Origin of the sequence: Aquimarina callyspongiae, from assembly GCF_034322225.1 — a bacterium.
Lineage (GTDB): Bacteria > Bacteroidota > Bacteroidia > Flavobacteriales > Flavobacteriaceae > Aquimarina.
This window is the reverse complement of sequence record NZ_JAXLPA010000003.1, coordinates 639,662-656,754: the sequence shown is the minus strand read 5'-3', so window position 1 is coordinate 656,754 and position 17,093 is coordinate 639,662. Positions and strand designations below refer to the sequence as shown.

At 32.8% G+C, this 17,093-nt stretch carries 13 protein-coding genes; 8 read left to right on the top strand and 5 right to left on the bottom strand.

The genetic code is table 11. The annotated features are described in order from the left end of the window. Positions 1–49: 49 nt before the first annotated feature. Positions 50–1,843, bottom strand: coding sequence for a tetratricopeptide repeat protein (locus tag U0D62_RS15075; protein ID WP_322288136.1), 1,794 nt, complete (start codon positions 1,841–1,843; stop codon positions 50–52). A gap of 212 nt (positions 1,844–2,055) precedes the next feature. Further along, the gene (gene serS / locus U0D62_RS15070; RefSeq protein WP_322288135.1) at positions 2,056–3,327 is read right to left on the bottom strand and encodes a serine--tRNA ligase; all 1,272 of its coding nucleotides are present in this window, start codon (positions 3,325–3,327) and stop codon (positions 2,056–2,058) included. 429 nt (positions 3,328–3,756) lie between these two features. On the opposite strand from serS, the gene U0D62_RS15065 reads away from it, so the two are divergent. The 4 genes from U0D62_RS15065 to U0D62_RS15050 all read left to right on the top strand — a co-directional run bounded on the left by U0D62_RS15065 (position 3,757) and on the right by U0D62_RS15050 (position 8,259). Further along, positions 3,757–3,972 (top strand): hypothetical protein, encoded by a 216-nt coding sequence (locus tag U0D62_RS15065; protein ID WP_322288134.1) that lies wholly within the window; start codon positions 3,757–3,759, stop codon positions 3,970–3,972. 278 nt (positions 3,973–4,250) lie between these two features. Continuing rightward, positions 4,251–4,469 carry a hypothetical protein gene (locus tag U0D62_RS15060; RefSeq protein WP_322288133.1) on the top strand — a complete coding sequence of 73 codons (219 nt, stop codon included), beginning with the start codon at positions 4,251–4,253 and terminating at the stop codon, positions 4,467–4,469. Positions 4,470–4,723: 254 nt separating this feature from the next. Continuing rightward, positions 4,724–4,945, top strand: coding sequence for a hypothetical protein (locus U0D62_RS15055; RefSeq protein WP_322288132.1), 222 nt, complete (start codon positions 4,724–4,726; stop codon positions 4,943–4,945). A gap of 170 nt (positions 4,946–5,115) precedes the next feature. After that, complete coding sequence (locus tag U0D62_RS15050) at positions 5,116–8,259, top strand: CHAT domain-containing protein (RefSeq protein WP_322288131.1); 3,144 nt, start codon at positions 5,116–5,118, stop codon at positions 8,257–8,259. Positions 8,260–8,275: 16 nt separating this feature from the next. Here the strand turns inward: U0D62_RS15050 and U0D62_RS15045 are convergent, their stop codons facing one another. Both U0D62_RS15045 and U0D62_RS15040 read right to left on the bottom strand, forming a co-directional pair. Next, positions 8,276–9,016 (bottom strand): tetratricopeptide repeat protein, encoded by a 741-nt coding sequence (locus tag U0D62_RS15045; RefSeq protein ID WP_322288130.1) that lies wholly within the window; start codon positions 9,014–9,016, stop codon positions 8,276–8,278. A 1-nt stretch (position 9,017) separates the two neighbouring features. After that, a complete protein-coding gene (locus U0D62_RS15040; protein WP_322288129.1) occupies positions 9,018–9,620 on the bottom strand; it encodes an RNA polymerase sigma factor in 603 nt (200 codons plus the stop codon). Between the two features lie 300 nt (positions 9,621–9,920). Here U0D62_RS15040 and U0D62_RS15035 point away from each other — a divergent pair, with 300 nt between their 5' ends. Together U0D62_RS15035 and U0D62_RS15030 are read left to right on the top strand one after the other, a co-directional pair. Continuing rightward, positions 9,921–10,160: a hypothetical protein gene (locus tag U0D62_RS15035; protein ID WP_322288128.1), complete on the top strand. Its 240-nt coding sequence runs from the start codon at positions 9,921–9,923 to the stop codon at positions 10,158–10,160. 23 nt (positions 10,161–10,183) lie between these two features. Beyond that, on the top strand, positions 10,184–10,342 hold the full coding sequence (locus U0D62_RS15030; protein ID WP_322288127.1) for a hypothetical protein: 159 nt from the start codon (positions 10,184–10,186) through the stop codon (positions 10,340–10,342). A gap of 389 nt (positions 10,343–10,731) precedes the next feature. Here U0D62_RS15030 and U0D62_RS15025 read toward each other — a convergent pair whose 3' ends face one another. Next, positions 10,732–12,621 (bottom strand): tetratricopeptide repeat-containing sensor histidine kinase, encoded by a 1,890-nt coding sequence (locus U0D62_RS15025; RefSeq protein ID WP_322288126.1) that lies wholly within the window; start codon positions 12,619–12,621, stop codon positions 10,732–10,734. Positions 12,622–12,697: 76 nt separating this feature from the next. On the opposite strand from U0D62_RS15025, the gene U0D62_RS15020 reads away from it, so the two are divergent. Together U0D62_RS15020 and U0D62_RS15015 are read left to right on the top strand one after the other, a co-directional pair. Then, positions 12,698–13,453, top strand: coding sequence for a LytR/AlgR family response regulator transcription factor (locus U0D62_RS15020; protein ID WP_322288125.1), 756 nt, complete (start codon positions 12,698–12,700; stop codon positions 13,451–13,453). Between the two features lie 120 nt (positions 13,454–13,573). After that, positions 13,574–17,086 carry an RHS repeat domain-containing protein gene (locus U0D62_RS15015; RefSeq protein WP_322288124.1) on the top strand — a complete coding sequence of 1,171 codons (3,513 nt, stop codon included), beginning with the start codon at positions 13,574–13,576 and terminating at the stop codon, positions 17,084–17,086. Positions 17,087–17,093: the final 7 nt, after the last annotated feature.

Below are 17,093 nucleotides of genomic sequence, written 5' to 3'. Positions count from 1 at the left end.
TTTTACTTCGACAAAGGTAAATGAACCTATATCAACTACCAACAAAATGCTAGTTTATTGCATCTCCGCGAAGGGTACGATACTTTTTACGAGCATCAACAAAATAAATACTATCTGCATGGTTGAAAATGATCTTTTCATACAGTTCTTTAGCTTTCTCTGGTTGTCCAAGTTTGTTGACATATAATTCGGCTAACCAATAGTATGCATCGTCTGCAAGAATGTCTTCACCATAAAACTCTATGATTTTAAGATAGTTTACTTTTGCTTTTTCAAATTGCTTCTCTTTCTCATATAGTTTAGCCTGACGAAGAAAGGCTTCATCTTCTATTTTTTCACCTTTATGATCGGTTAAAATCTTTTCATAGGTTGTGATGGCTTCTTCATTTTTATTCTGAAAGGCTAATAGATCAGCTCTCGCAAATATTTTTAAAGCGGTCTGTGTAGAGTCTTCAAGAGAATTATCACTGATTATAAGGCTCAGTTCCATAGCATCATTTGCAATCAATTGTGAGGTAGAAGATTTTAATACATCCAATTGTGTTTGTGCCCAGGCAAAATCACCTTTGTAATAACTAGTTTTAGCAACTTTAAAACGAGCATCCTGAGCAAGGAAATTATTTTTTAAAGCATTTTGAACTTGAGTATAATAGATTAATGCCTGGTTGAATTTTTGATCTAACACCAAAATATCAGCAATTTTCATTTTGACACGAGAGGATTGGAATCGAGATAGGCGCTCTGTTTTTAACAACTTCTTTAAAAAATCAATTGCTTCTTTTTTCTGATCCTGATTAAATGCCAAAAAATGTGCGTAATCTACTTGCAAGCCAATAGTTTCTCGAGATCTTCCATAGGATTCAAAAACTTGATTGTATTGCTCATTAATCGCTTTGTATTGTTTTTCGTCTGCAACATCAACTTTGGCTTTAAGAATAATCTTGTGAGCAGTAAGTTTTATGTCATCAGAAGCAGGAGCACTTAGTATATAATTGAGAATCTCTGATGCGGATTTAATATCTTTTTCTCCAATGGCAATTCGGGCGAGATCGATTATACCCTGTAACCCTTCATTATTTCTTTTGTATATCGCTTTTTCTTGTATAAAAGCTTTTTTGAATTCTTTTTGCTGTATAAAAAGCCAGCTCAGCATCCTATTGTATAAAATATCTGGATTCTGTTGTAATTTTTTAATAAGTAGTTTTCTAAAAATCACATTTGCATTATTGGCAGGATCTTCAGAAATATATTCACTAAAATTACGCTGAACCATATTTATGTAATTAGGCTGGATTTGAATTAATGTCAAATAACTATTAAACATTTTTTCAAGTTTGCCTTGTTCTCCATAGATTTTTGCTAACTGTACATTAAAATTGGAACCAGGATTATTTTCCATTCCTTTTTCATAAATCATCGCAGCTTCATCCAGAAGGTTATATTTTTCAAAAGCTTGAGCTAAAGAATAGGCAAACGAATGATTAGCGTTATTCTGAGTATAAGTTTGGATAGCTTTGTCATAAGAAAAACGAGCTTCTTCCGATTTTCCCTGAAGATCATAATGATGACCAAGTTCTACTAAAAGTCGGGCATTACCAGGTGCTTTCTCTATTTGTTGTTTTAGAATTTTTTCGGCATTATCGAACTGTTCTAATTGCTGATACGATTCTACTAATCCTAAAAAATAATTAGTACGATTAGAGTTTCTCTGGTATAATTTTTTATAAACTGAAAGTGCTTTTTCATACTCTCCTTGTTGCATATAGTTTTTTGCTAATTGTTCAGATTGAGCAAAAAGAGAAGTAGAAAATAAAAATAATATGCATACAATGATAATGCGCATGTGGCAACTTTTTTTGTAAAGATAACAAATTGTTGATGAGTTAGGTAGTTTTTAAGAAGCTGGTACTAATTAGTAATTGTATAGAAAATTTGCTTTCAATAAAATAACCCGATCAAAGATATAATCCTTTGGTCGGGTTAGTGTATTCTTTCTTACTATTTAAGTGATTCCAGAAATTATTCTAAAATCTCTTTTTGTAGGTAAGTATAGTGTTAATCAATCCATTCAAATCCACAATAAGGTACTAGAACGTCTGGGATTCTGATACCTTTTGGAGTTTGGTAGTTTTCTAGAATACCTGCTAATACGCGAGGTAATGCTAAAGAACTTCCATTAAGGGTATGTGCCAATTGATTTTTACCATTTGCATCTTTAAAACGTAGTTTTAAACGATTAGCTTGATAAGATTCAAAATTAGAAACAGAGCTTATTTCTAACCAACGATCCTGCGCTGTAGAAAACACCTCAAAATCATAGGTTAGGGCAGAAGTAAATCCGATATCTCCTCCACAAAGTCTTAAAATACGATATGGCAGTTTTAATTCTCTTAAAAGTTCTTTTACATGATCTACCATTCCATCAAGAGCAGCGTATGAATTTTCAGGCTTTTCAATTCTTACAATCTCTACTTTATCAAATTGATGTAAACGGTTTAATCCTCTTACGTGAGCTCCATAAGAACCTGCTTCTCTTCTAAAACAAGGCGTGTATCCAGTACAACAAACAGGAAGATCGTTTTCCTGTACCAGGTCATCTCTAAACATATTGGTTACCGGGACTTCTGCTGTTGGAATTAAGTATAAATCATCTCCTGTTACATGATACATCTGTCCTTCTTTATCCGGTAATTGTCCAGTACCATATCCTGAAGCTTCATTTACTAAATGAGGAACCTGATATTCTTTATATCCTGCATCAGTATTTTTATCCAAGAAATAACTAATTAGAGCACGCTGTAATCGGGCACCTTTACCCTTGTATACCGGAAAACCAGCTCCAGTAATTTTTACACCTAGCTCAAAATCAATAATGTCATATTTTTTGGCTAATTCCCAATGAGGTAATGCTCCTTCTTCTAATTCAGGAACGTCACCTTCTCTAAAAACCTCTTCATTATCTTCATCACTCTGTCCGTCAGGAACAGAGTTGTGAGGAATATTGGGTATTGTATATAATATTTGCGCTAGTTTCTCCTGAATTTCTGTTAGTTCCGAAGAGAGCTCTTTTGAACTTTCTTTAAGTTGTGCAGTTTTCTCTTTTAACAAATTGGCTTTTTGCTGTTCTCCATTCTTATATAACATTCCGATTTCTTTGGAAAACTTATTGGAGTCAGCAAGAGTGTTATCTAATTTTGCCTGTGTTGCGCGACGATTTTCATCTAAAGTAATTACCTCTTCTAAAATAGGCGCCGCATCAAAGTTACGTTTTGCTAAGGCTTTGATGTAAGCTTCTTTGTTTGCAATAATGTTCTGTACTACTAACATGGTTCTAATTTTGAGCGATAGCCGAGTTATCCGCTATATCCCTGAAAAAAATTCAGGAGATGCTGCTATTACCCCCTATCGCAATGAAGGAGCAAATTTAAAGAAAAGAAGTGTTTAAATAACTTGATTGATAAGATAAATTTTGTGATCTGAGAATGGAACTTGATTGTACTTTTTTGGGTAAACAATATTACTGAAAAGTAGTAGGTAAGATTTATAAATTTAACAGATAAAATTTATAAATCTTAATCAGTTATGGTTGAAATCAAGCTAATTGAGGTAATATCTTTAATGCTATCAAAAATCAGAAATCGAGGATCATATGTTGAAGACTCATGGGAATTTAGATATAAGTTGTTTTGTGAAAATTGACACTAACATTGGGTGTCATAAATAGTTTAGAGAATATAAATCATAAATATTTTATACATGTTAAAATCAATTTTAAAACTTGACGGGGTACAGTCAATTAAAAAAAACCAGCAGAAAAACATTTTAGGAGGATCGGCTACCGAATTGGCTCATCATGATGATCGAGAAGGTGGGGTTAATTGTCATTGTGGTGGAACTACTCATTATGCTGAGGATTGTTCATGGTGCGGTTGGATATGTGGTAGTGACTTTCACAGATGTTCACCGGCTTAAATATTGAAACGATTTAAGAGCACATGATATAGTGTTATTTCATTTAGCAACAGGTATAAAATTTAAAATCTCGTATAAGTGGAATTTATAAATTTTAACCAGTTGTTTGTTGAAATAAAGCTAATTAGATAACAAGTTTATTGTCGTCAAAAATCAAAAATCAATTGTTATGTGTTTAAGACTCTTGAGAAATAGGTATAAGTTCTTTTGAATGAATAGACACTAACCCTGGGTGTCATAAATAGTTCAGGGAGTATAAATCATAAATTTTATTCATAATGTTAAAATCAATTTTAAAGCTTGATGGGGCTAAGACATTAAGCAAAACTCAACAGAAAAACGTTTTAGGAGGATCAGCTACTGAGTTAACTCATCAGGATGATGGAGATGGGGGTTTTAATTGTCATTGTAATGGCACTACTTATTATGTTGCTAATTGTAAATGGTGCGGTTGGAAGTGTGGCGCTGGTACGATTCAAGGATGTACATCAGCTTAAATATTGAAACGATTTAAGGGCACTTGATATAATGCCATTTCATATAGTAACTGGTATAAGATTTATAAACCTTAATCAGTTGTGGTTGAAATCGAGTTGATTAAGAAACATATTTATTGTTGTTAATAATCAGAAATCAACTGTTATGTGTTGAAGACTCTTGAGAGATAGGTATAAGTTCTTTTGAATGAATAGACACTAACCCTGGGTGTCATAAATAGTTCAGGGAATATAAATCATAAATTTTATTCATAATGTTAAAATCAATTTTAAAGCTTGATGGAGCCAAGACATTAAGCAAAACTCAACAGAAAAACGTTTTGGGAGGATCGAGTACCGAATTAGAAATTGCAGATGATCAAGTTGGTGGAGATCAATTGTATTGTCATTGTAGTAGTGGTGGTGTTTATAAAACTGGTCATTGTCAATGGTGTGGTTGGTTTTGTGGTGCCAGTACTATTTTAGCTTGTAAATAGTATAAGATTGCAATTCTGTTATAATTAAAAATTTAGACGGGTTTACTGTTATAGGTAAATCCGTCTAAAATTATTTGGACTGTTTACTTTATTATATTTTTTCCTTAAAATTTAAAACCAATTTATTGATTTAAGATTTTGATTATTTTTATCAGCGCTAAAATCATCCTATGCATACAAACAATTTTTCAACCAAAAGACTTATTGTAATTCTAAACATAGTTTTTCTGTTTTCTAATATACTACACTCCCAAACGGTTGTAGATACAGTAAAAGCATCAGTTTTCTACAAAAAGGGGGATTCACTTTTTGGACAAAGAAATTTTACCAGTGCTATTGCAAATTTTGAAGAAGCTAGAAAAATTTATAAACAAACCCCAAATTGGGAGCGTATTGCTTCTTGTCATAACAAACTATCAGAAAACTATCAAAATACTTTTGGTTTAGAGAAAGCTTTACATCACGCACAAAAAGCATTACAAATTAGTGAAACCAAAATACCTGATAATGCACGGGTAAAAGCTAGGGCTCTGGATAATTTGGGGACGTATTATAGAATAGGTAAGTCTGACTTTGATCTTTCATTAGAATATTATGAAAAGGCATTTCAATTACGATCTGAAAATCTTACAAAAGAAGATCAGGATTTTGCCAGATCTCATTATAATTTTGGTACAGCCAAAACATACAAAGGGCTTTATGAAGAAGCTATGGATCATTTTAACAAAGCAATTGAGGTCAGAAAGAAAAAAGCTAAAGAAAATCCAATCGAAATAGCAGAAATCTATAGACAAATTGGTAATGTTTTTTATGAACAAGGGTTATATGATGATACATTAGCATATCTTGAAAAAGCATTGATTATAGCAAATAATACCTATAAACCAGATAACTTTTATTTTGTTGATTTATACAATAACATAGGGTTAATGTATAGCTATAAAAAAGAAGAAAACAGAAGTCTTGAATATTATATAAAATCTCTTCAGTTAAGTGAACTGCATTTGGGAGTTGATCATCCTGATCAGGTACGTATGCATTATAATATTGCAAACATATATTATTTTCAGAAGAACAAAGAAAAAGCACTATTTCATGTAAATAAAACCATAGAAATAGGCGTTCAGACTTTTGGTGAGAATTTTCCTAATCTTGCCTTGCCATACAGTCTCAAAGGACTTTTGTTAAGAGGAGAAGAAGGAATCGTTTATATCAAAAAAGCGTTAGTTTTAGCACGTAAGGTTTATGGCGAAAATAATGTAAGAACTGCCTATTTCTATTCGTATCTAAGTGAACTATATCATGAAGTCGATCAATACAAAACAGCATCTGAATATGCCGAAAAAGCACTTGATATTCGTTTAAAGGTTTTTGGAAAACATAATTTTTATGTAGTAGAATCTTATAACCTTATGGCAATTTTTGAAATCGATAAAAAGAAATACGATAAAGCTTTAATCTATCTTGAAAAAGCAATCACAGCTAATACACAACCCAAAAGCACAGCTTCAGAAAACTATGGAGAGTTTGATAGGTTTTTAAGTCTAACCAGATTATTAAAATCTTTGGAACGGAAAGCATTTGTATTAAAAATGATGTATGAGAAAGGAAACGATGCAAAGGTTCTCAATAAGAGTGTGATTACTTATGAAAAAGCTAGTCGATTGGTAGAAACCATTAGAAAAATTCAATACAATAAAGAAGACAAAATAACATTTGCAAAGGATGCTAAAAATGTTTTTTATGGAGGTATCGCTACTCAATTATTATCTGATGCTGAAAATGGAGAAGAGAGATTAGAAAAAGCTTTTAATTATGCAGAAAGAAGTAAGGCAAATCTTCTTAAAGAGATGCTTAATGATGCAAATGCCAAAGGTTTTTCAGGTTTGCCAAAGAAGCTTTTACTTTTGGAGAAAAGATTAAGAGAAGATTTATCTGAGGCCAAATCCATTTTCTATAACAATATCGATAGAGGAATTACAGATACAACCAAAGTATCAAATATAGAAGGTAAGATTGCAGATGTTTCCAGAAGACAAGATTCATTAAAAGATGTACTCGAAAAACGATATCCAAAATACTATCAATTAAAGTATGAAGATAAGACGCTTTCGGTTAAAGAGATTCAAAAAAAGATAGATCAAAACACAACTCTTCTGGAGTATTTTGTTGCAGACAGTACATTATATGTTTTTTTACTAACTAAGGATACAGCAAAGATTAAAGAATTATCAATTTCTGGAATTGATAAAAAAATAAGAGATTTTAGAAAAAGCATAACTTTTAAAAACACTACAGACTATGTTGTTTTAGGGCACGAGCTTTATAATGATCTTATTGCTCCTATAAAAAATGATTTTAAAGGAGATCATCTGATTATAATACCTGATGAATCTTTATGGCACCTTAATTTTGATCTTTTATTGACTTCTGATAAGCAAATAGATGCCGTTGCTGATCTGCCTTATTTGTTAAACCGATATTCAATAAGTTATACCAATTCTGCAACCATTCTATATGACAGATCAAACGAAGAAGTACAAGTCGGTGATGAACTTCTTAAGCAATGCCTAGCATTTTCTTTTTCGGGTCAAGATTCTTTAAAGATGGGAGATGTTCTTTCTTTGGAGAAGTTGAGAGATGCTGATGAAGATTTGCCGGGAACGCGAAAAGAAATCAAGGCGATAGCAGATATTGTTGAAGGGCGTTACTTTTTTGGATCAGAAGCTGTAGAGTCAAATTTTAAGAAAAACACATCCAGGTATAATATTTTACATTTAGCATTACACGGAGAAGTGGATGATAAAAATCCGGAAAACTCTAAGATTTACTTTACCAAAACAATGGATTCTTTAGAAGATAATGTATTGCATGGTTATGAATTATATGCTTTGGATATTCCTGCAGAACTGACTGTTTTAAGTGCTTGTAATACAGGAGTAGGTAAAATAGCAAAAGGAGAAGGGGTTTTGAGCTTAGGTACTGCTTTTCAATATGCAGGAACCAAAAGTCTTTTATTGAGTAGTTGGGAAGTTTCTGACGAAATTACCCCTTTAATTATGAAAAACTTCTATACCAATCTCGGCAAAGGAATGAGTAAAGCCAAAGCATTACAACAAGCAAAGCTAGCTTATATCAAAAATGCAGATGTGTTTACGAATCACCCTGTGTATTGGGGTGGATTTTATTTAATAGGTAATAATAACCCTATTGAATTTGAAACTCCTTCAGAAACAAATTGGATACTATATATAATACTTGTGGTATTAGGTGTTGTGATATTGGTGTACGGTAAAAGAAAATTAATTAAGTGATTTTTTAAAGCTTAAATCATTCTTTTAATTGTATTTCTGAGTTATTGTTATTGGGTAATTCAAGGTGTTTTTTGGCAGACTCAATATCATTTAAATCCAAATAAATTAAGCCTTTATACCATTGTGCTTCTTTTGATAACCGACCTGTAGGATAGTTTACTAAAGAATTTAACAATTGTATTGCCTCTTTCGGTTTGCCCATTTTGTAGATAGATAGTGCTCGTATCAATAATGCATCTTCATAATATGACTGAGGTGGGACATATTTTTCTAATATTTCTAGAGCAGACTGATAATCTTTTTTTTCGTACGCTTTAAAAGCATTGGTCACTATTTGTTTTGGATTAATGTCTGTATTGTTTCTTACGCTGTAATCACTAAAACCTACTTTTTTATTCCAGGCTTGTTTTGTTAATTCGTCAAGATCATTTTTTTGTAAAGAAGGCTGGAAATACCAAAAAGAAACTAGTAGTACAATAGTAGCGGCAATACCTGCAATCCATTTCCAGTAAACTGTATTGTTAGAAGTTTGAGTTTCGGTAATAAGTTCTTTCCATTTTTTGTTGCGTGCCTCCTGGTCTGTATTACGATAGCTTTTGTTTACTAAATCAATACTGTTTTGGTATTTATTTACTTTAGAAGCAAAAATAGAATCATGTTGTAGTTTTTGATCAAACTCTTTCATTTCTTTTTCAGAAAGATCTAAGTCAAAATACCTCGTAATAAGCAGTATGTCTTTATCCTTTATCTCTTTCATCCTAATGTTTCTTATTTACCGTTAATTGATCAAATATCTCATAGACCTTTTTAATAAGTCTTTTTTTGCAATTATATTTTGCTTGTGCTAAAGCTTGGTAATTTTGGAATTCTAATTGTTGTTGTAAATCTTTTAATTTTATTTCGGGATTAATTTCGGATTCCATGAGGGTTTTGCATTTTTCAGATAAACTATCCAACGCTTCGGATAAGGCTCTTTTTTGTGTCCATTCGACTTCTAGATTTTCGATAGAATTATCAATATTCGTATTATTTTGATCATTAAATTTATGATCTTCAGAGATAGCTTCTTTTAATACCACAGAATTCCAGGGATGACGCTTTGAGATGAGCCAATTGTTTTTGCACATTACAAAAATATAACCGATACTATTTTCGGGTAATTTTTCCTGATTGACAACAAATCGTTCCCAAAACTTTTGCATAGAAGCTATAAAAATATCTTCAACTTCTTGCGGTGATTGAGTTAGAGATAAAAGTTTTGGTTTTAATTGCTTAAAAAGATCTTTAAGAAAACGGTCAAAAGGCAATTCATTTCCTTCAATTGCCTGTTTAATAATCTTTTCCAGCTTGTTTTTATTCATATAAGAAAATAATTTCTTTTAAACATCTTGATGATACTTCGATCCTGTTAATTATAAACAACTTCTATCGCTTTCTGTGTCAAAAGGCATAAAATTAATCAAAAAGAATTTGAAAAAAATCAAAAAACATCTGTTATGTTTTTTGATTCTTGCATTAATACTATGTGGGCCTGTAAAATTTGATCTAATACGCAGGAATACATATGGATAACAAATCAAGTTTGGGATACAAGGGAGCTGACACAAACCTTGAGTGTCATAAAATGTTCAAGGGCTTAATCAATTTTTAAATTATTACTTATGAAAAAATCGTTGTTAAATTTAGGACGAGCTTTAAACAGAAACGAACAACAACAAATTAACGGAGGAATGTCTGCAAGTTTTGGAACTTGTGGTTGTTCTTCAGATTATGTTTTAGACGTAGCAGATGGAGGTTGGTCTAATGGGAGGGAGTGTTCATATGAGCCAACAGGAGCTGGTGGTTTTCCAGGAGCTCGATGCTATGGTAAAGTTGAAAACGGTATGTGTTGTCCGTATTAATAACAATTCATAATTTTTGGCATATGAAAAAATCATTGTTAAACGTTGGAAAAGCTCTAAGCAGAGAAGAACTAAAACAAATTAATGGGCAACAAAACCTTTACTGGTGTGCAGGAGGAAATGCACATACTACTAACAGATGGTGTCCGGTAAGATGTTTTATGGGTAATTGCTTATTGTAAAGCTTATTGTATACAAGAGTTCCAAATCAGGAACTCTTGTTTTTTTATAATAAAAATTCAATTTCTGGACACTAAGCTTTAAAAGCTATAATAATGTGTTTGATTTATGAAGAAACAGGGGTTAACACAGGAATTTCAATATCGATAACCGTTCCTCTTCCAGGAGTAGAATCAACAAATATTTTTCCTTCTAATGCATTTAAGCGGTTTTTGATATTTTTAAAACCAACTAGTCAAAGCTTTTATATAAGCTTCTTTGTTTAGAATGATTTATTGTACTATTAACGTGTTTTTTATTTTAACCTTTTAGAATGAAGGAGCAAATTTTAAAAAAAGTATGGTTTCTGTAATGTAAAATTAAAGGATGATTATTACGCTTACGGATTACATCATTCTAGTACATATGGTAGTAGTATATTTACTTCTGTTCCACTTCCATTAGAAACATCTTTAATAGTATACTTGGCCTTTTTGTTAAGGGATTTAGAATAAATATGCAATCTTTCTTTTAGTATTTTTCCAGAAAAAGAGCCATGTTTTTGAATTGGATCACTTACAAATTTTGAAGCTTTAGATATTCCTATTCCGTTATCCAAAATTCTACAATTAATCAATTTATCTGTAGTGTTAATTGCGATATCAATACTGATAATTCCATTCTCAATACCTTTTAAGCCGTGTTCTATGGCATTTTCTATAAAAGGTTGAATAAACATGGGTGGGATACAAGTTATTTCTTGATCTATTGAATTGTCAATATTAATTTTGTAATTGAATTTTTGAGAAAAATTGGATTGTAATTCCAGGTAATCTTCTATTGATTTTAACTCATCTTCTAATAAAACAAACTCCTCTCTAGAATTCTTAAGTATTAATCTGATCAAGCTTGCTAGTTTTGCGATATAGGGGATAGTGTTTTCAGAGTTTTTGCCTGCAAGGATACTTACTGTATTCAATGCGTTAAATACGAAATGTGGATTTAATTGAGAACGTAACAAACGTTGTTCTAAATTTGCAGTTTCATACTTGTTTTTAAGTTTTCGTTGTCTAAAAAACAGGAACCCCATTCCTAGAATGGATAATAATAAAATGCCTAAAACAGCAGTAATAATGTTACGCTGTCGGAGAATGATATTCTGCTCTTTATTTGTTAATTCTAATTGCTGAATAGATTTATCTTTCTCTCTTACTTCGTAAGCTATGGTGAGATCTCTAAGTTTCTCATCTAATACTTGTTGGTAAAATTGTTCTAAAAATTGACTTTTATTGAGAGAGACGACTAAAGCATTTTCTGGCTGATTGTATATTTTATAAGTTTCGATAAGGCGATCCATTGCCTTTATTTTTAGATCTTTATCTACTTTATTGAATTTTCCAAAAGCATTTATACTATCCAATACGGATTTCAGGTTATCAATACTTTCCTTATACTTCTTTTGGTGATTCAGAATATAACTATAATTGACTTTAGAGTTATATTTTGAAGTGATTGAAACCTTATTGTCGTATAAATCAGCTAATTTCTTAGAAATATCATAGTGATATAAAACAGAATCTATTTTATCTTGTTTTATATACAAATCTCCTAAATTGTTATGAGCCGTTACTCTTCTTGATTTAATGGTGTCCAATAGTGCTTTATGGTAAAAATAGATTGCGGAGTCTGGTTTTTTTTGCTCCAAGAACATTTCACCAATACCATTATATAAAGGACTATAATTTAATGGGTTTTTTAAGTAGTTAGTGTCTTTTGATGTCTTAAGCAAATATTTTAAAGCCATTCTGTCATCACCCATTTGAAGATGAATATTGGCTATATCTTTTAAGATATAACCTCGCAGATATTTTGAAAATCGAGGATATTTAGTGATAAGAGCTAAGGAATTCATCATATAATCCAATGACTTATTATAGTTTTTATAATATAATCGCAAAGCGCGCCCACCATTATAGTAAGCTCGGGTTAGTTGTTTTTCATCCTTAGCACGTTTTTGATCAGATAACGCATAGGATTCGATGGCTTTATTTGCATAAAAGTAACAAGAATCTAATTTGTTTTCTCCTAGATGTAAAACACTCATCTTAGAATAATAGTAAGTCCAGCCTAATAGGTTTTTATCCGATTCTAACATCTTTCGGTAAGTAAGAATATTCTCCCTGTTTGTTGGTAATATTTTAAAAGTATCTATTTCTTTCTGAGTATAAATCTTTTCTTGTGCTATGATATTATAAGATATAATAATAAGAAATAGCAGTATAACTTCTTTTGTTTTGATCATCTCAACAGCTTAGTATAAGCAACAATAATAGTAAAATTAATTATCTTGGTCTTTTATAAAAAAGAACGAGCCCATTATGGTTAAAATTTATACGGAAAAATTGGTTTCTGTAGTTGTTATAGAAGATGAAAAGGAAGCATTCGAGAATTTATCTAACGTACTTATAAAAAATTTTAAAGAAATAGAAGTTATTGGTAATTCAGATAATGTACAAGATTCTATTGAACTTTTGAATTGTGCTAAACCAGAATTGGTATTTATGGATATAGAATTGGTAGATGGTAATGCTTTTCAGATTCTTGATAAAATCGAAAATTATGATTTCGAAATAATTTTTACCACCGCACATAATAACTATTTAGAAAAAGCAATATCATATTATGCTTTTCACTTTCTTACAAAACCTTTGGAGGTCGATAAATTAAAAAAAGTTGTTACACGTTATCTGGATTTAAAAAACCGATTATTTACTCAGCAGAAGTATAAGTTGCTCATGGAATTTATTAATGAATCAAGGTTGTTGGTTCAGGTTGGAAACGAACATATAGCTATTGATCTTAATGATATTGTAAAATGCGAAGCAGATGGTAATTATACACATTTCTTAACCACAGGGAAAGTGAGATATTTAGCATCGAAACCATTAAAATATTATGAAAAACTGCTAATTGAACGAGGTTTTTTTAGAGCCAATAGATTTGTGCTTATTAATATCAAACATATCCGATCCATTTATAAAAAGGAAGCCATTGTATTGGCTAATAACGAAAAAATAGTTGTTTCTGTCAGAAACAAATCCAAGTTATCAGAATTGATAAAATATCTCTCTTAAGTTTATAATAATTACGCTCATCAGCTAAATACCGACGCTAAAAACTTTATGTGTTTCCTGGTGTCTTATTAACACTACGTTTGTATTTGTTTAACAAAGTTTATTCTTTTTACTTCAAATATGAAACGTATTATTTTAGTAGTATCAACCGTGTTGTTAAGCTTCATTATGACAGCACAGGACGACGGGAGCACTAGTTTAGCTATTGACTATGGAGGAGAGCTTTCCAGAATTGGCAAAGCAGCCACTTCGCCAGAAGCCGCGGCATTAACCAAACATGGAAACACCCCGGTAAGTTTATACACAGGTACTCCGCAAATCAGTATTCCTCTATACCAACATCTAGGTAAAGAATTTAATCTTCCTGTGCAATTGAGTTATGATGCACAAGGAATAAAAGTAGAACAACAAGCTACTTGGGTAGGATTAAGTTGGAGTCTTACTATAGGTGGTAGGGTAACAAGAATTACTAATGGTATGCCTGACGATTATATCTCCTCAGATTACCAAACCATCTTTACACCCGAGGTTCGTACTAAAATGTTACAATATGGTGCAGAAGAACGTTATTTTGATACTGAGCAGGAAGTAATGGATTACTTTACTTTTTTAGAAAATGTCAGTGATAACCGAAAAGATATAGAACAAGATTATTTTACGGTGAGTGCGCCAGGACTTAATGAGATGGTGGTTATCGACCTGACTACTATGGAGGCTCGAAGTCTAAAAAATCCAAGAACTAAAATTACTTATACCAGATCTGGAGCCATACAGAGTTGGACGATCACCAACGATACAGGCACCAAATACTATTTTGAAACCAAAGAAACTACTGATGTTCAGGGTAATGATGCTGCTTCTGCAGGAGGGATTTTAAAAGAATATGTATCCTCCTGGTTATTGACCAAAATAGAATCGCCGAACCTAAAAGACGTGTATACTTTTAATTATGTAGCTACAGGGTATTGGAACCAACCCTTTAGCTCCTCTCCGGTAAGTCATGTAACCAACGTTTTACAAAACAATCCAAATGGAAGTACTTATAGCAATGCTCCGGGATCAACCTTTCAACCAGTTACTAAATTGAACCAACAATTTTTGAGTAGTGTGAACCACAATGGACAGACGATCATATCTACAGTTCTTAAAAATCGTTATGATATTGCTATAAGTGTGCCTAGTGCTTTAGAAGAGTTGCGAATCCATACTCCTTGTATAGATGAACCTTGTAATACAAATAATCAATATTTAAAAAAAATCAAATTTACCCATAGTTATTTTGGTATCCCTGAAACTGCAAATCCAGTTACAAGTGATATAAATGCTATCCGCCTTAAGCTTGACGAAATTGCCATTACTAATAGAATTGATACTGATTCTCAAAAGTATGTGCTTACTTATGAGGAACCATTAGCAGTACCGTCTAAAATTTCATTTTCACAAGATTATATGGGGTATTATAATGGGGCAAACAATAGTGTATTATACCCTCGGTATACTGGTAATGGAGATACATATAGTGGAGCAGACCGTAGTCCTGTTTTCTCAAATGCTAAAAAGGGCATCTTAACCAGGATTACCTATCCAACAGGAGGGCATAGTCTTTTTGAATATGAACCCCACTTATCCAAAACCCCATCGACCAACACCGAGGTTACCCAAGATTATACCTATGGAGCATTGAGCATAAGTGGAGGAACTGATCAAAGTAATAGCGATGTCTGTGGTTCTGCTTGCCACGATGTACACGGAAGCCAGCCGCCAAAAATACAACATACCTTATTTAAAATTACAGACCCCAATCAGATCGTATACGAATTAGCATATGCTGCCAGGGGAAATACTGAAGCGTATTTGATTAAACACGATGCATCAGCATTACCAGAAGATCATATGTTCTATAGTAATACGCCTATTCCTTACGATCAGATTGTAGATCAGAATACAGCAACTATTATCGGTAATCCATTATGGAGCAATTATGGATCTGCGGATAATAGATTCATTACCCTGGAACCCGGAGGTTATCAGCTTACCTTGGTGAATTCGACTCCAGGAGAATCTTCTTCCGTACGTATTTATAGAGAAGAAACTCATAACACCTCCCAACAAGGAGATGAATTTATAGTTCCAGGATTGCGAATCAAGAATATTACCGATTATACTTCAGAAGGGCAGAAAGCTTCTGCCAAACATTATAGTTATGTGCCAGGAACTGTCATATTCAATCCTACCCTTGTCTATACCGTTTCTAAAACTGTTTCGGATGGTGTGGATAATGTGACCACAACCACCTTGCATCGACTCTCAGGAGCTTCCAGTAACCAACCTCATATAGTGTATGGGAGTGTCAGTGTACAGGAGCAAAATATCACCAATTCTCTAACGGAAAATGGCTATACCAAACATCTTTTTAACGTGGGAAGTGATGGAATTGTAACTTATAATAAGCGTCCCTATACCAATAGCTATATCCCAGATTATAAAGTTGGAAAAGAAAAGGAGCAAACCGTAGTAGACAACTCAGGTACTATTCTTTCTAAAACAGAAACCACTTATGAGGATCCATTGTATTTTTCTGCATTAGGATTATCATTGGGTCATAATGAAAGTAACAGTGTTAAATATATCCGGATCTACCGTGATGCAACTCTTAATAAGTATACCTATGAGTATCTGGAACCTTTATGGAGTGGTGGACAATTAGGATCAGGTGGCGCTGGAGGAGTTGTGCTTCCAGGAAATTCAGGGCCAGCCCCTGCACCGCCACCAATATGTAATGAACCTGGAGCAAATTGTATAAGCAGGTTCGAGCTCTCGACATTAGTCCTGAAGCGAAACCTGATGCAAGGAAAAATCGGAAATACTATCGAAGTACGTTCCACAGAACGATTAGGTGATACCACCATTGTCCGCATGAATCAAATGACATATGCTCCAGAAGTAGATTATTTATTGAGGAGTAGTACCACAACCAGGAGTAATCAGTTAGCACAAGAAATACGATATTATTATCCAAAAGATGATAACAATCAATTATTGATTGGAGCCAATCGTCTTACAGAAGTGCTACAATCAGAATCCTATCTGGATGGACAAAAGATTGCCACCAGAAAAACCATTGTCAAAGATTGGGGGGATGGAATACTATTACCAGAATTTGTACAATATGCTAAGGGAAATGCTACTCTGGAAGACCGTATTGTGTACCATAGTTATGACAACGAGGGAAACCCTCTGGAGATCTCGCAACCTGATGGTAGTCATACCATCTATATTTGGGGATATCAAGGGCAATACCCAGTAGCCAAAATCGATAATGCTACCTATACAGGGATGCCAGTAGCCGTTCAGGATCTCATCACCCAGATCCAAAATACCTCTAATTCAGAAAATACTTCTGTAGAAGAAACTGCGCTTAGGGGGCTATGTGATGACTTAAGAAACCATTCCTACTTCGCAGAAGCATTCGTTACCAGTTATACTTATGACCCGATGATTGGTGTCACCAGTGTTACCGATCCCAAGGGGTATAAGATGTCTTATGAATATGATGATTTTAATCGTCTGGAATTCGTAAAGGATGAAGATGGAAACCTGGTTTCAGAAAATAAATACAACTACAAAAACTAAGCAACTA

Coding starts and splice junctions, on each gene's coding strand:
- U0D62_RS15075 (WP_322288136.1), bottom strand. CDS start 1,843: ATGCGCATTATCATTGTATGCATATTATTTTTATTTTCTACTTCTCTT.
- serS (WP_322288135.1), bottom strand. CDS start 3,327: ATGTTAGTAGTACAGAACATTATTGCAAACAAAGAAGCTTACATCAAA.
- U0D62_RS15065 (WP_322288134.1), top strand. CDS start 3,757: ATGTTAAAATCAATTTTAAAACTTGACGGGGTACAGTCAATTAAAAAA.
- U0D62_RS15060 (WP_322288133.1), top strand. CDS start 4,251: ATGTTAAAATCAATTTTAAAGCTTGATGGGGCTAAGACATTAAGCAAA.
- U0D62_RS15055 (WP_322288132.1), top strand. CDS start 4,724: ATGTTAAAATCAATTTTAAAGCTTGATGGAGCCAAGACATTAAGCAAA.
- U0D62_RS15050 (WP_322288131.1), top strand. CDS start 5,116: ATGCATACAAACAATTTTTCAACCAAAAGACTTATTGTAATTCTAAAC.
- U0D62_RS15045 (WP_322288130.1), bottom strand. CDS start 9,016: ATGAAAGAGATAAAGGATAAAGACATACTGCTTATTACGAGGTATTTT.
- U0D62_RS15040 (WP_322288129.1), bottom strand. CDS start 9,620: ATGAATAAAAACAAGCTGGAAAAGATTATTAAACAGGCAATTGAAGGA.
- U0D62_RS15035 (WP_322288128.1), top strand. CDS start 9,921: ATGAAAAAATCGTTGTTAAATTTAGGACGAGCTTTAAACAGAAACGAA.
- U0D62_RS15030 (WP_322288127.1), top strand. CDS start 10,184: ATGAAAAAATCATTGTTAAACGTTGGAAAAGCTCTAAGCAGAGAAGAA.
- U0D62_RS15025 (WP_322288126.1), bottom strand. CDS start 12,621: ATGATCAAAACAAAAGAAGTTATACTGCTATTTCTTATTATTATATCT.
- U0D62_RS15020 (WP_322288125.1), top strand. CDS start 12,698: ATGGTTAAAATTTATACGGAAAAATTGGTTTCTGTAGTTGTTATAGAA.
- U0D62_RS15015 (WP_322288124.1), top strand. CDS start 13,574: ATGAAACGTATTATTTTAGTAGTATCAACCGTGTTGTTAAGCTTCATT.